This window comes from Nocardioides sp. ChNu-153 (assembly GCF_030466625.1).
GTDB lineage: Bacteria > Actinomycetota > Actinomycetes > Propionibacteriales > Nocardioidaceae > Nocardioides.
In genome coordinates, this window is record NZ_JADEVT010000004.1 from 1 (window position 1) to 16,026 (window position 16,026).

Annotated in this window: 13 protein-coding genes; 7 read left to right on the forward strand and 6 right to left on the reverse strand. The window is 73.8% G+C overall.

Going from position 1 to position 16,026, the window contains the following annotated elements:
- Positions 1 to 196, reverse strand: a 196-nt coding sequence (locus INN71_RS07565) for a hypothetical protein (RefSeq protein WP_277501577.1), incomplete at its 3' end; no start/stop codon positions are given.
- A 1,024-nt stretch (positions 197 to 1,220) separates the two neighbouring features.
- Here INN71_RS07565 and INN71_RS07570 point away from each other — a divergent pair.
- The gene (locus INN71_RS07570; protein ID WP_277501576.1) at positions 1,221 to 1,862 is read left to right on the forward strand and encodes a PepSY domain-containing protein; all 642 of its coding nucleotides are present in this window, start codon (positions 1,221 to 1,223) and stop codon (positions 1,860 to 1,862) included.
- Positions 1,863 to 1,883: 21 nt separating this feature from the next.
- On the opposite strand, the gene INN71_RS07575 is transcribed toward INN71_RS07570, so the two are convergent.
- From INN71_RS07575 to INN71_RS07585, 3 genes are read right to left on the reverse strand one after another with little or no spacing between them, the layout of a single operon-like run.
- A complete protein-coding gene (locus tag INN71_RS07575; RefSeq protein ID WP_277501575.1) occupies positions 1,884 to 3,011 on the reverse strand; it encodes an alkaline phosphatase family protein in 1,128 nt (375 codons plus the stop codon).
- A gap of 4 nt (positions 3,012 to 3,015) precedes the next feature.
- Positions 3,016 to 3,603 (reverse strand): DUF5998 family protein, encoded by a 588-nt coding sequence (locus INN71_RS07580; RefSeq protein ID WP_277501574.1) that lies wholly within the window; start codon positions 3,601 to 3,603, stop codon positions 3,016 to 3,018.
- 33 nt (positions 3,604 to 3,636) lie between these two features.
- A complete protein-coding gene (locus INN71_RS07585; protein WP_277501573.1) occupies positions 3,637 to 6,357 on the reverse strand; it encodes a bifunctional GNAT family N-acetyltransferase/acetate--CoA ligase family protein in 2,721 nt (906 codons plus the stop codon).
- Positions 6,358 to 6,504: 147 nt separating this feature from the next.
- Between INN71_RS07585 and INN71_RS07590 the strand changes: the two genes are divergently transcribed.
- The 4 genes from INN71_RS07590 (at position 6,505) to INN71_RS07605 (ending at position 12,152) form a co-directional block, all read left to right on the forward strand.
- Complete coding sequence (locus tag INN71_RS07590) at positions 6,505 to 9,030, forward strand: DNA topoisomerase (ATP-hydrolyzing) subunit A (protein WP_301800029.1); 2,526 nt, start codon at positions 6,505 to 6,507, stop codon at positions 9,028 to 9,030.
- Between the two features lie 5 nt (positions 9,031 to 9,035).
- Entirely contained in the window at positions 9,036 to 9,806 is a 771-nt protein-coding gene (locus INN71_RS07595) for an LppX_LprAFG lipoprotein (protein ID WP_277498576.1), read from the forward strand.
- On the forward strand, positions 9,803 to 11,596 hold the full coding sequence (locus INN71_RS07600) for an MFS transporter (protein ID WP_277498577.1): 1,794 nt from the start codon (positions 9,803 to 9,805) through the stop codon (positions 11,594 to 11,596). The genes INN71_RS07595 and INN71_RS07600 overlap by 4 nt, the downstream gene beginning before the upstream one ends.
- Before the next feature lie 61 nt (positions 11,597 to 11,657).
- Entirely contained in the window at positions 11,658 to 12,152 is a 495-nt protein-coding gene (locus tag INN71_RS07605) for a carbonic anhydrase (RefSeq protein ID WP_301800031.1), read from the forward strand.
- A 2-nt stretch (positions 12,153 to 12,154) separates the two neighbouring features.
- On the opposite strand, the gene INN71_RS07610 is transcribed toward INN71_RS07605, so the two are convergent.
- Complete coding sequence (locus tag INN71_RS07610) at positions 12,155 to 12,625, reverse strand: hypothetical protein (protein WP_277498579.1); 471 nt, start codon at positions 12,623 to 12,625, stop codon at positions 12,155 to 12,157.
- A 107-nt stretch (positions 12,626 to 12,732) separates the two neighbouring features.
- Positions 12,733 to 14,853, reverse strand: coding sequence for a type IIA DNA topoisomerase subunit B (locus tag INN71_RS07615; RefSeq protein ID WP_277498580.1), 2,121 nt, complete (start codon positions 14,851 to 14,853; stop codon positions 12,733 to 12,735).
- 325 nt (positions 14,854 to 15,178) lie between these two features.
- Between INN71_RS07615 and INN71_RS07620 the strand changes: the two genes are divergently transcribed.
- On the forward strand, positions 15,179 to 15,427 hold the full coding sequence (locus tag INN71_RS07620; RefSeq protein ID WP_277498581.1) for a hypothetical protein: 249 nt from the start codon (positions 15,179 to 15,181) through the stop codon (positions 15,425 to 15,427).
- A gap of 110 nt (positions 15,428 to 15,537) precedes the next feature.
- A complete protein-coding gene (locus INN71_RS07625; protein WP_277498582.1) occupies positions 15,538 to 16,011 on the forward strand; it encodes a DUF456 domain-containing protein in 474 nt (157 codons plus the stop codon).
- Positions 16,012 to 16,026: the final 15 nt, after the last annotated feature.

Below are 16,026 nucleotides of genomic sequence, written 5' to 3' on the forward strand. Positions count from 1 at the left end.
TCACGCCGTCACGCTCGTTGTCCCGGTACAGGTCCGTCTCCGACAGCAGCACGGGGTTCGGCCCGCAGCAGCCCGCAGCAGACTGCGACGACCGTGCCGCCTCGGCGTACCGAGCCCGCACGGTCTCCCGCAGCTCCTCCGCACCAGCTCCCTCCTCATCGGTGCGCGACGTCGAGATGGTCTGCCCCCCACTCATCCGTGCCCTCCATAGGTGCGGCGGACGGCCGTTGATCGGCCCATAGATAGGACGAACGCTGGTTAGACGGTCGTCGATGCAACGAACCCTGTCGCACTGATTCGACGTCTGTCAATATATGTCGGGTGAACACCATCGCACCCGCCGTCGACGAGGCCCCGACGCGCACCGCAGCCGGCTCGGACCCCCCGACCGGTGCGCACGTCCCGGATGCCCCAGCCCGGCCGAGGGCGCGTTCTCAGTCGTGCAATACATCTTCTTCTGCCCGTGGTGCGGACAACCCCTTCCGACGGGTCTGCGAGATCAGTTGTACGACGAACTCGAGGAGCTGTTTCCTTCTGAGGACCTGGACTCCTGGGAGCGGCAGCGCCGGGCGCCCGCAAGGTTCCACAGCGGCGAGTGGTGGTACGGACGATACGACGACTCGGGGCGGCGTCTGTGACCCGACAAGGGGCATCGCCTCAGGCCACGACCGACCGGTTCGTTGAAGACAGCTGCCGCCATCACGCTCGAGTTTGGCACGCTGTTGACGCGCTGACCCACGACAGGTCGAGGGGCGGCTTCCGCTTGCGTCGAGGGGCCTCCGGCACGCCCGGTGCATCCAGCCAAGCGTCCGCCGCGGGGAGCCGCCGCGCGCGGGCGGGCTGTTCACGAGCCATGCTCAGAACCCCACCATGAGCCGCCTCGCTTGGCGCCCCGCCAGGCGATGAGCAGTCCGACGCGGGCGCAGTCGCCGCCCGACCGCGCGGCGGGATCGACCCACAGGTGTCCGGCTCCGCCGCCATCCACACAGGCTGGAACCAGACGTTGGATTCGAGGGTGGCGTGCCCTGCTCAGCTCGAGCGGCCCCATCGTGCGCACCCCCTGTTGCAACTCCACGCACTACTCCCCCGCCTCCTGAACGCGCCTTCAGGAGCGTTCAGCAAGGCTTCAGCGGCCCCGGGCGACGGTGGTGCCACCACCGGGCACACGACCCGGCCCGCCGCCGCAGCGGCGTGCGGGACACCGAGAGGAAGGCACCACCATGAGCATCCGCGACACCGTCCGCACGAAGCGCGTCGTCGTCCCCACCATCGCCGCGATCGCCCTGGTCGGGGCCGGCGGCCTCACCTGGGCCGCCGTCGCCGGCGACGACGACACCCTGTCGGACAGCCAGCGCACCAGCGCCGAGGAGGTGGCGCTCGAGGAGGTCGGCGGCGGCCGCGTGCTCGACGTGGACGTCGACGACGAGACCGACGAGAGCGGCGTCCGCGTCTACGAGCTCGAGGTCGTCGACGCGGACGGCGCGCGCTGGGACGTCGTGCTCGACGAGGACTTCTCGGTCCTCACCACCGCGGCGGACCGTGACGAGGACCACAGCGACGACGACCGGGGCGACCGCGACGACACGACCGGCGCCGGTACGACGGACGCCCCCGGCGCGGCGGGCACCGACGGGGCCGGCTCTGCGGCCGGGGTCGGTGACGACGCCCCGATCGCCGAGGAGGAGCGCACCCGCGTCGTCACCGCCGCCGAGGCGGCCGTCGAGGGCGGCACGGCGGTCGACGTCGACCGCAGCGACGACGCCGGTGAGGCCTTCGAGGTGGAGGTCGTCGACGTGCAGGGCCAGGACTGGGACGTCACGCTCGACGCCGACCTGCAGGTGGTCGCCGCGGTCCGCGACTGACGTCGTACCCGGCTTCAGGCGTCAGGCGACGAGGACCGGGATGAGCATCTCGTCGGGGGTCAGCGACCCGTGCAGGCCGACGAGCTCGGCCTCGTACCCGAACCGCCGCGTGGACACGACGGCGGTGTCCCCGGTGCAGGCGACCACCACGTCGCCGAGCCGGGGACGCACCGCATCGGCGGTGGCGCCGAACCAGCCCCGCCCGATGGCGTCCTCGCGCTCGAGCACCAGCGCCCGCTCCCCCAGCGTGCCGCGCCAGGCGGCGAGGACGTCGGGGACCGACCGGGTCGCGCAGTAGAGGTGGCGCAGGCGGGCCTCCCCGCCGAGGAGCCACACGCCCTCGAGCAGCTCGGGGTGCGCGTCCACGTCGACGCGCGCCTCTGGCCGCGTGTCGACCATGCCGTGGTCGGCCACGACCACCATGCGCACCTCGGGCGGCAGGGCGCCGCGCAGTCGCTCCGCGTCGGCGTCGACCATCGCCAGCTCCTGCAGCCAGGCGGCGGAGGCGACGCCGTGCTGGTGGCCCGTCGCGTCGAGCTCGGACTCGTAGACGTAGGTGAGCGAGGGCCGGCGGCGGGTCGCCTCCTGCACCGCCGCGACGCGGTCGCGCACCCGGTCCACCCCGACGTACCTCGCGCCGCGGTGCGCGGCACGGGTGAGGCCCGAGCCTTCGAAGGCCGCCTTCGCGACGCTCGTCACCGCGACCCCGGCGGCCGCGAGGCGCTGGAAGAGCGTGTCGTGCGGCTGCCACTGCAACGGGTCGACCCGGTCGTCCCAGGCGAGGGCCTGCAGCAGCCGGTCGGTGCCGGGCACCCGCGAGGTGAACCCGACGAGCCCGTGGGCGCCCGGGGTCAGCCCGGTGCCGAGCGAGGTCAGGCTCGTCGCGGTCGTCGACGGCACCCCGGCGGTGGCCGCCTCCGCCCCCGACGCGAGCGCGGAGAGGAACGGGGCGTCGCGGGCGTGCCGCGCCAGCAGGTTGGCGCCCAGCCCGTCGATGAGCAGCACGACGTACGCCGGTGCGTCCGGCAGCACGAGGTCGCTCGGGGCGGGGCCGACGACGTCGCCCCGGCCCAGCGCGTGGGCCACGGCGGGCACGACGTCGCCGAGCGAGCGCGCGCCGTACGCCGGGGGGACGAGCACGTCGGCCACGGGGTCAGGCCGGCCGGGTGAGCGCCGACAGCGCGTCGGCGAAGGCCAGCAGGCCCAGCACCGCGTCCTTGCCGTCGGCGGCCGACGAGACCCGCAGCGAGAAGTCGTCGCCCAGCAGCTCGCCGGTGTAGCCGTGGTCGGCGTCGCAGTCCGGGTCGTCGCAGGCGGCGGGCATGAGCTCGATGCGGCTCACGCCGCCCCAGCCGATGGTGAGCACGGCCTCGGCCGGCAGGCTCGGGCCCTTGGTGGGGTTGGTCGTCATGCGGGTGACGACGACGGAGCGGACGGCCGAGAGGGCCACGGCCTCGGACGACGTGGACGTGTAGGGCTGCGGCAGCAGCTGGTCGCCCGCGTGCTCGTCGGTGTGCACCTGGATGAGCCGCGACGGCGTCAGCACGGCCACGGTGATGTGGCGGCGCACCTCGTCGCGCTCGATCGTCGGCTCGTGGTGCACGTAGTAGGCGAGCACCTCCTCGCCGCCGACGGCCCCCTGGACGCCGTCGACGACCACCTCGGGGTAGTACCCGGTGCGCTCGATCGCGGTCCGGAGCTCGGCGGTGCGGTCGGTCGGGCGGGCGGAGCGGCTCTGCATGGACCGAAGTGTGGCACGCGCGGGCGGGGGCCCTCACTCCGGCAGCGTGTCCCCCACCATCGCGTTGAGGCGGCGCACGAACCAGTCGGAGCGGGCGTCGGCGACCGGCTCGACGCGCGCGGCCGCGTTGAGCACGGTCGCGCCCTCCGCCCCGGCGAGCACCAGGGAGAGGTCGAGCATCCGCACCTGGGGGATGTCGTTCTGCAGCTGGGCGACCCGGCGCACCAGTCGCTCGACGTCGCCGACGTCGGCCACGTCGCCGCCGCGGTAGCCGAACAGCAGTGGCGCGGCCTTGATCTCGCGCACCATCTCGGCGGCGTCGACCCTGCTCAGCGGCGGGATCCGGTAGACGCGGTCGCCCAGCAGCTCGGTCAGCGGCCCGGAGACGCCGAAGGAGATGACGGGCCCGAAGAGCGGGTCCTCGACCGAGCCGATGGAGACCGGCACGCCGGGCCGCGCGACCTTCTGCACGACGAAGCCGGCGGAGGCCGGGTCGGTGATGACGCCGCCGAGGAACTCCCAGGCGTCGGTCATCTCGCGCTCGTCGTCGATGTTGCGCCACACGTGTGCCTGGTCGGGACGCTCGCGCAGCCGCTCGGCCGTGGCCTTGAGCACCACGCCCCAGCCGAGCCGCTCGCCGGCGGCGACCGCCTCCTCGCAGGTGGTCACGGGCACGGCCGGCCACAGCTCGACGCCGTAGCTGGCCAGCAGCTGCACGAGCTCGTCCGTCTGGAGCACGTGCCCGTCGGGGTGGCGCAGCAGCAGCTCGTTGACGAACCGCTTCGCCTCGGTGGGGTCGACCTCGTCGTCCTCCTCCTCGGCGCCCTGCTTGCCGAGCCACACGGAGTAGCCGACGACCCGGGCCAGGGCGCGCACCGCGGCCTCCACGGCCGGGTACGACGGCACGGAGCCGCGACCGGCGGTCGCGCCGGCGACGTCGGGCACGCGCAGCAGCTCGGGGATGCCCTCGGAGCCGAGGAAGGTGGTGACCAGGGGCTTGTCGGACTGCTCCCCCACCGCCGCCAGCACGTTCGCGACGTCCTCGCCCGAGACGTCGAGCGGGGGGATGTAGACCGCGACGACCGCGTCGACGTCCGGGTCGTCGATGGCGGCGTCGAGCGCGTCCTCGAAGTCCTCCGCACCGGCGTCGGCGCCCAGCTGCACCGACTTGTTGACCACGAGGCCGACCGAGACGGCGGCGTCGGTCGCGAGGAGCCCGAGGGCGTCGGAGTTGCCGACGACGGCGACGCGGCGCCCGCGGGGCAGCGGCTGGTGGGCGAGCAGCTGCGCGACGTCGAACATCTCGTCGAGCGTGTCGACCTGGATCACGCCGGACTGCGCGAACATCGCGTCGACCGCCTCCGGCGGCGCGCCGATGGTGCGCACCGCGTGGCCCATGGGCACGCCCTGGGTGTTGCGGCCCGAGCGCACCGCCACGATGGGCTTGCGGCGCGAGACCCTCCGCGTGATGCGCGAGAACTTGCGCGGGTTGCCGATGGACTCCAGGTAGAGCAGGACGACCTCGGTGGACTCGTCCTCCTCCCAGTACTGCAGGAGGTCGTTGCCCGAGACGTCGGCGCGGTTGCCCGCCGACACGAAGGTCGACAGGCCCAGGCCGCGGTTCTGCACCTTCTCGAGGATGGCCGAGCCCAGCGCGCCCGACTGGCAGAAGAAGCCGGCGCGGCCGCGGGGCGGCATGACCGTCGACAGCGACGCGTTGAGCTGGCGCGACGGGTCGGTGTTGATGATGCCCAGGCAGTTGGGCCCGATGAGGCGCAGGCCGTAGCTGCGGGCCAGGCCGACCAGCCGGCGCTGGCGCTGGCGCCCTTCCTCACCCGTCTCGGCGAAGCCCGAGGAGATGACGATGAGGCCGTGCACGCCCTTGGCGGCGCAGTCGAGCACCACGTCCTGCACGGCCTCGGCCGGGACCGCCACGATCGCGACGTCCACGTCGCCGGGGATGTCGGCGACCGAGGCGTACGACGGCAGCCCGGCCACCGCCTCGGTCGAGGGGTTCACGACGTACACCCGGCCCGTGTAGTCGCCGGTGACGAGGTTGCGCACCAGCGTGCGGCCCACGGTCTCCTGGCGGCGGCTGGCGCCGATGATCGCGACCGAGCGGGCGTCGAAGAACGCCTCGATGGACGCGGACTCGGCCCGGTGCTCGCGCTGCTGCATGACGCCGATGGCGGTCTCGGTCGGGTCGATGTCGAACTCGAGGGTGACGACGCCGTCCTCGAAGCCGGAGGCGACGTGGTAGCCCGCGTCCTGGAAGGTCTGGATCATGCGGCGGTTGTCGGGCAGCACGTCGGCGGTGAAGACCTGGATGCCGCGCTCGCGGCCGGCCTGCGCGAGGTGCTCGAGCAGCACCTGGGCGATGCCGCGGCCCTGGTGGGCGTCCTGCACCAGGAAGGCGACCTCGGCCTTCGCGTCCTGGTAGGCGTCGTAGCGGCCCACGGCGATCATGTCGCCGCCGACGGTGAGTACGAAGGCGACGCGGCGCACGTGGTCGACGTTGGTGAAGCGCAGCACGTCGCGCTCGGAGAGCCGCGGCATGGGGGTGAAGAACCGGTAGTACTTGCTCTCGTCGGAGACCCGCGCGTAGAAGTCGACGAGCAGCTCGGCGTCGCCGGGGCCGATCGGCCGGATGTGCGCCGTGCGCCCGTCCCGCAGCAGGACGTCGGCCTCCCAGTGGCGGGGCGGCTCGGGCACCTCGGGGGCCTCGGGCACCCCGTCGTCGGCGGTCGCGGTCACGGGGTCCAACCTATCGCCTGCGCACCCGCCCGCGTGCGGGTCCCGGGCGGTCCGCGAGGTGCGCCGACCGGGCGTCGGCCCGACGACGGCGGCCCCGGACGGCGAGCCGGGCGCGGCGCCCGGGACCCGGGCGGCGACAATGCGCCCATGGCACGACGCACGCCACCCCCGCCCGCCGACGACGTCGAGGAGCACATCCTCGACATCGACGTCTCCGACGAGATGCGCACCTCCTTCCTGGAGTACGCCTACTCGGTCATCTACTCGCGCGCCCTGCCGGACGCCCGCGACGGCCTCAAGCCGGTGCAGCGCCGCATCCTGCACACGATGAACGACATGGGCCTGCGCCCCGACCGCGGGCACGTGAAGTCGGCCCGCGTCGTGGGCGAGGTGATGGGCCGCCTGCACCCGCACGGCGACGGCGCGATCTACGACGCCCTCGTGCGCCAGGCCCAGCCCTGGGCGGTGCGGCTGCCGATGATCGACGGGCACGGCAACTTCGGCTCGCCCGACGACCCGCCCGCCGCGATGCGCTACACCGAGTGCCGCATGGCGCCCGCCGCGGTGGCGATGACCGACTCCATCGAGGAGGAGACGGTCGACTTCCGCCCGAACTACGACTCCCGCGAGCTGGAGCCGGTCGTGCTGCCGGCGGCCATCCCGAGCCTCGTCGTCAACGGCACCACCGGCATCGCGGTCGGCATGGCGACCAACTGCGCGCCGCACAACCTCGGCGAGACGGTCGCGGCGCTGCGTCACCTCATCGAGCACCCCGAGGCCGACGTCGAGGCGATCATGCGCTTCATGCCGGGCCCCGACCTGCCGACCGGCGGCAAGATCGTCGGGCTCGCGGGCATCCGCGACGCCTACGAGACGGGCCGCGGCTCCTTCAAGATGCGCGCCACCGCCCGCATCGAGACCATCGGACGCCGCAAGGGCATCATCGTCACCGAGCTGCCCTACGGCGTCGGCACCGAGAAGGTCGTCGAGCGGATCAAGACGCTGGTGCAGGGCAAGAAGCTGCAGGGCATCGCCGACATCAAGGACCTCACCGACCGGGAGAAGGGGCTCCACCTCGTCATCGAGGTGAAGAACGGCTTCCACCCCGAGGCGCTGCTGGAGCAGCTCTACAAGCAGACGCCGATGGAGGACTCGTTCGGCATCAACGCCGTCGCCCTCGTCGACGGGCAGCCCCGCACCCTGGGGCTGAAGGAGATGCTCGAGGTCTTCCTCGCCCACCGGTACGACGTGGTGCGGCGCCGCTCGACCTTCCGCCGCGGCAAGGCGGCCGACCGGCTGCACCTCGTCGAGGGCCTCCTGCTCGCGCTCGTCGACATCGACGAGGTCATCCAGGTCATCCGCACCAGCGACGACGCCGGCGCGGCGCGCGAGCGCCTCATGACGGTCTTCGACCTCTCCGAGGCCCAGGCGCAGTACATCCTCGAGATGCAGCTGCGCCGCCTGACCCGCTTCAGCAAGCTGGAGCTGGAGAAGGAGTCCGAGGAGCTGCGCCGCACCATCGAGGAGCTCGACGCGATCCTCGCCGACGAGCGCCGCCTGCGGGCCGTCGTCTCCGACGAGCTGGCCGCCGTGGCCCGCGAGCACGGCACCCCCCGCCGTACCGTCCTGCTGGAGTCGGCGTCGCTGCCGGCCACGGCGGCGGTGCCGCTCGAGGTCGCCGACGACCCGTGCTTCGTGCTCCTGTCCTCCACCGGGCTGCTCGCCCGCACCCGTACGGCGGAGCCGGCCAGCACGAGCGCCGAGCCCGGCGCCCGGGTGCAGCACGACGTCGTGGTCTCCGCGGTGCGGACCACGGCGCGCGGCGAGATCGGCGTGGTGACGAGCGCCGGGCGCGTGCTGCGGCTCGGAGTGCTCGACCTGCCGTCGCTGCCCGACACCGCCAACGACCCCCACCTGGCGGGCGGCCACCCCGTCAGCGAGTTCGTGGCCCTCGAGGGCGGGGAGCGCGTCCTGTGCCTCACCGCGCTGCGCGAGGACGGGCCGGGCCTGGCTCTCGGCACCCGTCAGGGCGTCGTGAAGCGGGTCAACCCCGAGGTGCCGAACCGCGACGACTGGGAGGTCGTCCGCCTCGCCGACGGCGACGAGGTGGTCGGGGCCGTCGAGCTGGCCACCGGCCGCGAGGAGCTCTGCTTCACCACCTCCGACGCCCAGCTGCTGCACTTCCCGGCCGACGCGGTCCGGCCGCAGGGGCGTGCCGGCGGCGGCGTCGCCGGTATCAAACTCGGCGCCGGCGCCCACGTCGTGCACTTCACGGCGTTCGACCCCGACGGCCCGCCCGGCCTGGAGGGCCACGAGCCGGTGGTCGTCACGGTCGCCGGATCCTCCACCGCGCTGCCCGGCACCGACGTCGGCACCGTCAAGGTCACCCCGTTCAGCGAGTACCCCGGCAAGGGGCGCGCCACGGGCGGCGTGCGTTGCCACCGCTTCCTGCGGGGCGAGGACGCGCTGGTCCTCGCCTGGGCCGGTCCCGGGCCGGCCCGGGCCGCCGCCGCCTCGGGCGCGCCCGTGGACCTCCCGCCCGCCACCGGGCGCCGCGACGGCTCCGGCGTCGCGGTCGCGCAGCCCGTCGCGGGCTGCGGCGCCCCGGTCCTCGTCACCCAGGTCGGGCTCGGCGCGGACCCGCTCCCGACGCGACCCGATGTGGAAGGCTGAGTCGCATGGACTCCCCCTCGACCTCCCCCGCCGGCGACGGTGGCGAGCGGCCGCGCCCGAGCCGGCGCGGATGGATCATCGGCGGCATCATCGTGGTGGTCCTGCTGGTGGCCACGCTCGTGCCGGCGCTCCTCTTCGGTGACGACGACGACGGCCTGGACTTCTCCCGTCCCGACACGACGCCGGAGGACGTGCTGAAGGAGGCGAAGGAGAAGCTCGACGAGACCGAGGGCGTGGAGATCGCGCTGACCTCGCAGGGTCTCACCGACGACGTCTCGACGGCCCTGGTCAGCGCCCAGGGCACGGCCGTGCGTCCCGACGGGTTCTCCGGCGCGTTCGCGCTGCGGGCGTTCAGCCTGCCGGTCGACGTGGACATCGTGGCGACGGAGGGCACGACGTACGCCCGAGCGGCGCTGCTCGGGCCCGGCTGGCGCGAGGTCGAGCCCGAGGACTACAACGCGCCGGACCCCGGCACGCTGCTCGACCCGGACGCCGGCGTCTCCGGCATCCTCACCGCCACGCAGGACCCGGTCGAGGACGGCGAGGAGCGCTGCGGCGAGGCCACGGCCACCCGCTACACCGGCACCGTCCCCGCCGAGACCGTGCGCAACATCATCCCGGGCGCCGACGGCGACTTCGACGCGGTGTACCTCGTCGACGAGGGCGGCTTCCTGTGTCGGGCCGACCTCACCGGCGAGTTCTACACCGACGTCTCGCTGACCTACGAGATCGGGTTCAGCAACTACGGCGAGACGATCGAGATCACCGCGCCGTGACGCTGCGGGCGGCTGACCGGGCCCTGCTGGTCGTGGCGGCGGTCGCGGTCGCGATCGCCGCCGCCGACACCTACGTGGTGGTGCTGGCGCTGCCCGAGATGAGCGCCGCGGCCGGCATCGAGGCGATCGACCTGCAGCGGGCGGCGCCGATCATCTCGGGCTTCCTGCTGGGGTACGTCGCGATGCTGCCCCTCATCGGGCGCGTCGCCGACCTCGAGGGCCGGGTGCCCGTGCTCGTCCTCTCCCTGGCCGTCTTCGCGGTCGGCTCCGGCGTCACGGCGCTCGCCTACGACCTGCCCGGCATGGTCGCCGGGCGCTTCCTGCAGGGCGTCGGCGGCGGCGGGCTCGTGCCGGCGACGATGGCCCTGGTCGCCGACCTCTACCCGGTGCACCGCCGCGGGCTGCCCCTGGGCCTCGTGTCCGCGGTGCAGGAGCTGGGCAGCGTCCTCGGCCCGGTGCTGGGCGCCGCGGTGCTCGCCGTCGCCACGTGGCGTGGGATCTTCGCCCTCAACCTCGCCGCCGGTGTCGTCCTGCTGCTGGCCACCCAACGGCTGGCCCGCCGCTCGGCCATGGCGGACGCGCGCACCGCTGCCGGCGACGCGGCTCCGGTCGCCGCCGGCCCGGCCCCGCCACGACGCCACCTCGACGCCGTCTCCGTCATGCTCGCGCTGCTCGTCGCGGTGGCCGGGGCCCTCACCGCGCTGCAGCCCTCCGGGCTGGTGCGCCACGTCGTGTGGGGCGAGCTGTTCGCGCCGTACGTCGGGGAGAGCCGCTGGCTCGCTCCCGTCGGTCTGCTCGCGGTGCTGGGCCTCGTCGCCCTGCTCGCGTGGTCGCTGCTCGCCCCGGCGCCGCTGCTCGACCTGCGGCGCTGGGGGCGGGCGCTCGTCGCGGCCGACCTCCCGGGAGCGCTGCTGCTCGCCGTCGCGCTCGGCGGCGTGATCCTGGCCTTCGGCACGGGTGACCCCGAGATCCAGGTGTTCTCCGACCAGGGCCACTGGTACCTGCTCGGCTCCGCCATCGCCCTCGGGTGGCTCGTGGTGCACCTGCGCCGGTCGGCCCGGCCCCTCGTCCCGCGCGGGGCGCTGGCCGCCCGGGGCGCCTGGGGCGGGCTGCTGGTGAGCCTCTTCGTCGGCGCCGCCCTCATCGCGGCCGTGGTCGCGCTGCCGATCTTCGCCCGCACGACGGTCTACCCCGACTCCCAGCTGCTCGCCTCGCTGGTGCTGGTGCGGCTGCTCGCCGCCCTCCCGGTCGGCGCCGTGCTGGGAGGCCTGCTGCTGCGGCACGTGCCGGCGGGCGTGGTGGCCGGCGCCGGGATGGCGGCCGCCGCGGTGGGCTTCGTCGTGATGGCCCGGTGGGACGCCTCGGCGCTGGAGGGCTGGGGCGCCAACGTGCCCCTCCTGCTGACCGGTCTGGGCTTCGGCCTCGCGCTGGCCCCCGTCAACGCCGTCGTGCTCGCGTCGACCGACGACACGGTGCACGGCCTGGCCTCCGCCATGGTGGTCGTCGCTCGGATGGTCGGCATGCTCGTCGGCATCTCGGCGCTCACGACCCTCGGCCTGCGCGCCTTCTACGCCGAGCGGGACGCACTGCCGGCCATCGACGAGGTCTGCGGTCGCGTCGGCACCTGCGACGCGTACAAGGACCTCCTGCGCGACGCCGCCCTCACCCAGGAGCAGGTGGTCTTCGCGGGGGCAGCCGTGTGCGCCGCGATCGCGGCGCTGCTGGCGCTCGCCCTGTTCCGCGGTGCCGACACCCGCGGCGCCCAGCGGCCCGGCCTGCTGGTGGGCTGAGCCCTCCCGGGGGTCGGACCCGTGCGGCGCGCCGCCGGTCCCGTCCGCTACCTTGCCGTCCGTGAGCGACTTCGACGACCTCCTGGAAGCGAACCGCACGTTCTCCGAGACGTTCGAGTTCGGTGGCTTCGACGGCATCGCCCGCGCGGGCGTCGCCATCGTCACCTGCATGGACAGCCGCATCGACCCCCTCGGGATGGTCGGGCTGAAGCCGGGTGACGCCAAGATCTTCCGCAACCCGGGCGGCCGGGTGACCCCCCAGGCCCTCGAGGCCCTCGTGCTGGGCGTGCACCTGCTCAACGTGGACCGCATCCTCGTGGTGCCCCACACCCGCTGCGCGGTGGCGTCGAGCACCGAGGAGGAGCTGCACGAGCGGGTCACCGCCTCGGCCGGCGTCGACTCCACCTGGCAGACGTTCAACGTGGTGCGCGACCAGCGCGCGACGCTGGCCGCCGACGTGAACAAGGTGCGCTCGCACCCGCTCGTGCCGGAGTCCGTCAAGATCGGCGGGTTCGTGTACGACGTGGACTCCGGCCTGCTGGAGCCGGTGGCCTGACCTCAGCGGGCGGCGGTCGAGCCGTCGACGAGGGTCCGGTCGCCGACCGGCTCGTCGAGCTCGACCGTCGTCTGCCGCACCTGTCCGGGCGACGAGCACAACGCGGGACGGGGCACCTCGCGCACGACGAGCACGACCTCGTCGGCGCTCTCCTCGACGGACGTGACGCCCTCGTCGGCGCACGGGCTGGCGTCCCAGGTCACGGTGACGGAGCTGCCGTCCACCACCGCGTCGCGCCAGGCGACCGGGGTGCCGGGGTCCTCCCCGCCGACGGCGGCGCGCACGGCCGCCACCCCGCCGGCCAGGGAGCCCAGCAGCAGCACGACCGCGCCCACGAGCACCAGCCACTGGCGCCGGCCGGCCGGCGCCACCGGAGCGGTCGCGGCCCCGTCCGCCTCCGCCGCGGCGCGATCGCCGGCGGGGTGGTCGTGGGTCAACAGGTCCTCGAACAGCGACGTGTCATCTCCTCGCATAGCCCGTCCACCTTCGCACACCCGCCGGGCGTGCCCGAGGCGACGGCGGCGTGGCCCGGGCCACGCCGTACCCGGCCCGCCCGGCCCCGCCGGGCCCCCGCCGGGCCTCAGACGTCGATGGCGTCGCGGTCCACGCTGTAGCTGCCGGCCACGATGAACTCCTTGCGCGGCGCGACCTCGGAGCCCATGAGCAGCTCGAAGACGTCGGCGGCGCCCTGGGCGTCGTCGATCGTCATGCGGCGCAGGGTGCGGTGGCGGGGGTCCATCGTGGTCTCGGCCAGCTGCTGGGCGTCCATCTCCCCCAGGCCCTTGTAGCGCTGCACCGGGTCGCGCCAGCGGATGTTCTTCCGCTTCAGCTCGACCAGCTTCCGCTGCAGCTCGGCGTCGGAGTAGGTGTAGACGTATTTCTCCTGGCCCTTGCGGGGGTTGGAGAGCTCGATGCGGTGCAGCGGCGGCACGGCCGAGAAGACCCGTCCGGCCTCGATGAGCCCCGGCATGTAGCGGAAGAAGAGCGTCGCGAGCAGGCAGCGGATGTGGGCGCCGTCGGAGTCGGCGTCGGCCATGAAGATGATCCGGCCGTAGCGGGCGGAGTCGAGGTCGAAGGTGCGCCCCGAGCCCGCGCCGACCACCTGGATGATCGAGGCGCACTCGGCGTTCTTCAGCATGTCGGCCATCGAGGCCTTCTGCACGTTCAGGATCTTGCCGCGGATCGGCAGGAGGGCCTGGAACTCGGAGTTGCGCGCGAGCTTGGCCGTGCCCAGCGCGGAGTCGCCCTCGACGATGAACAGCTCCGAGCGCTCGGCGTCGGTGGAGCGGCAGTCGGCCAGCTTGGCGGGCAGGGCGGAGGACTCCAGCGCGGTCTTGCGGCGCTGGTTCTCCTTGTGCTGGCGGGCCGCGAGCCGGGTCCTCGCCGCGCCCACGACCTTGTCCATGACGAGGCGGGCCTGGGCCTTCTCGACCTTCTTCGTGCTGGTCAGGAACTCCTTGAGCTCGCGGGCGACGACCTTGCGCACGACGGTGCGGGCGGCCGGCGTACCCAGGATCTCCTTGGTCTGGCCCTCGAACTGCGGCTCGGCGAGGCTCACGGTGACGACGGCGGTGAGGCCCTCGAGCACGTCGTCCTTGAGCACGTCGGCGTCGGCCTGCTTGAGCGTCTTGGTGGCGCGCAGCACGTCGTTGAACGTGCGGGTCAGGGCCTGCTCGAAGCCGTTCACGTGGGTGCCGCCCTTGGGGGTGGCGATGACGTTCACGTACGAGCGCAGCTCGGTCTCGTAGCCGTGGCCCCAGCGCGCCGCCACGTCGACGACGAGCTCGCGCTCGACGTCCTGCGGCGTCATGTGGCCGGCCGCGTCGAGGACGGGCACCGTCTCGGTGAAGGTGTCGCTGCCCTGCAGGCGCAGGATGTCGGTGACCGCCTCGTCGTGGGCGAGGTGCTCGACGTACTCCGCGATGCCGCCGTCGAACTTGAACTCCTCCTCGCGGGCCACCTCGCCGCGCAGGTCGCGGATGACGAGCTGCAGCCCGGGGACGATGAACGCGGTCTGCCGCGCCCGCGTCACGAGGTCGTCCCACACGAAGGCCGCGTCCGAGGTGAAGATCTGGCGGTCGGGCCAGAAGCGCACCCGGGTGCCGGTGGCTCCCTTCGCCGTCACCCGCGGACCCTTGCGGGTCAGGCCCGAGCGGACCTCGAAGCCGGCGCCGGGGCCGTCCCCGTCGTACACCCCCGGCACGCCGCGGCGGAACGAGATGCCCTGCCGGGCCGGCGGCCGGTCGATGTCGACGTCGAGCCGCGAGGACAGGGCGTTGACCACGGAGGCGCCGACGCCGTGCAGGCCGCCGCTCGCAGCGTAGGAGCCGCCGCCGAACTTGCCGCCCGCGTGCAGCTTGGTGAACACGACCTCGACGCCCGGCAGCCCCGTGCGCGGCTCGACGTCGACCGGGATGCCCCGCCCGTCGTCGTGGACCTCGACGGAGTCGTCGGCGTGCAGCGTCACCTCGATGCGGCTCGCGTGCCCGCCCAGCGCCTCGTCCACGCCGTTGTCGATGATCTCCCACACGCAGTGCATGAGGCCCCGGGTGTCGGTGGACCCGATGTACATGCCCGGGCGCTTGCGGACCGCCTCCAGGCCCTCGAGGACGAGGAGGTTGGCTGCGTTGTACGTGGCGTCGATGACGGTGCTCCCTCTGCGTGCTGCCGGCGGCGTCGTACGACGTCGCGCGAGCCGCAATCTACCGGCGGGCGCCGACGGTCCCGGGGACCCGGTGCCGCCCCGCGTCGAGGGAGCGGCCCGCGCCGGACACGCCCGCGGGCGACGTACGACGAAATGCCCCCCGGCGACCCGCCCAGGCGGGAGGATGGCGTCGCCCCCTCGACGGCGAGGGGGCGACAGCCAGCACGGCACCACCGTGTGCACGTCCGCGGAGCACCTCCCCCGTCTCAGGAGTGGGGCGCACCGTCGGCGGGTAGAGCGGGTCGTGATGGGATCCAGGTGTCACCCCGGCCACAGCCCCAGGGGAATGTTTTCCCCCGGGGCTAGGTTGGAGGTGGCACCGATGAAGAGAAATGAGGCCGATGTGACCACTGCAGTTGCCCCCAACTCCGCGGCACTGACCGCGACGGACCGCTGCGACCGCTGCGGCGCCCAGGCCTACCTGCGTGTCGAGCTGGCCAGCGGCGGCGAGCTCCTGTTCTGCGCGCACCACGCGCGTCAGCACGGGGACGCCCTCCGATCCGTCGCGAGCAACGTCCAGGACGAGACCCACCGACTCCAGGGCACGCCCGGCGCGGGATCCGCCGAGTAACGCCCAGGGCGCGCACCGCGCCCCCCGACGACCGACCACGACGGCCCCGGACCACCAGGTCCGGGGCCGTCGTGCGTCCCGTCCCTCCGCGACCTGCGAGGATGACGGCCGTGACCTGGACCGACGCCCTCGTGGCGCTGCTCGTGGCCGTCGGCATCGTCGGCATCGTCGTGCCGGTGCTCCCCGGCACCCTGCTCATCGGGGCGACCTTCCTCGGCTGGGCCGCGCTCACCGGCGGCGCCGCCTGGGGGTGGTTCGCCGCCATCGCCACCATCCTCGTCGTGGGCACCGTCGTGCAGTACGCGCTCCCCGGGCAGCGCCTCAAGGCCGCCGGCGTGCCCGGCCGCACGCTCCTGCTGGGAGGCCTCGCCGGTGTCGTCGGGTTCTTCGTGATCCCCTTCGTCGGCCTGTTCGTCGGGTTCGTGGCGGGCGTGTACGCCGCGGAGGTGCAGCGCGTCGGGTCCGTCGCCGCCCGGCCGTCGACCGTCGCGGCGCTCAAGGCGGTCGCGATGAGCATCGCCATCGAGGCCACCGCGGCGGTCGTCGCCTCCCTCGTGTGGTTCGTGGCCGTCCTCCAGCTCTGAGGCCGGCCACCGGGG

Excerpts from the sequence above, each read along its gene's own strand:
- INN71_RS07610 (WP_277498579.1), bottom strand. The coding sequence starts at position 12,625 with ATGCGAGGAGATGACACGTCGCTGTTCGAGGACCTGTTGACCCACGAC.
- INN71_RS07580 (WP_277501574.1), bottom strand. The coding sequence starts at position 3,603 with ATGCAGAGCCGCTCCGCCCGCCCGACCGACCGCACCGCCGAGCTCCGG.
- INN71_RS07620 (WP_277498581.1), top strand. The coding sequence starts at position 15,179 with ATGAAGAGAAATGAGGCCGATGTGACCACTGCAGTTGCCCCCAACTCC.
- INN71_RS07570 (WP_277501576.1), top strand. The coding sequence starts at position 1,221 with ATGAGCATCCGCGACACCGTCCGCACGAAGCGCGTCGTCGTCCCCACC.
- INN71_RS07590 (WP_301800029.1), top strand. The coding sequence starts at position 6,505 with ATGGCACGACGCACGCCACCCCCGCCCGCCGACGACGTCGAGGAGCAC.
- INN71_RS07595 (WP_277498576.1), top strand. The coding sequence starts at position 9,036 with ATGGACTCCCCCTCGACCTCCCCCGCCGGCGACGGTGGCGAGCGGCCG.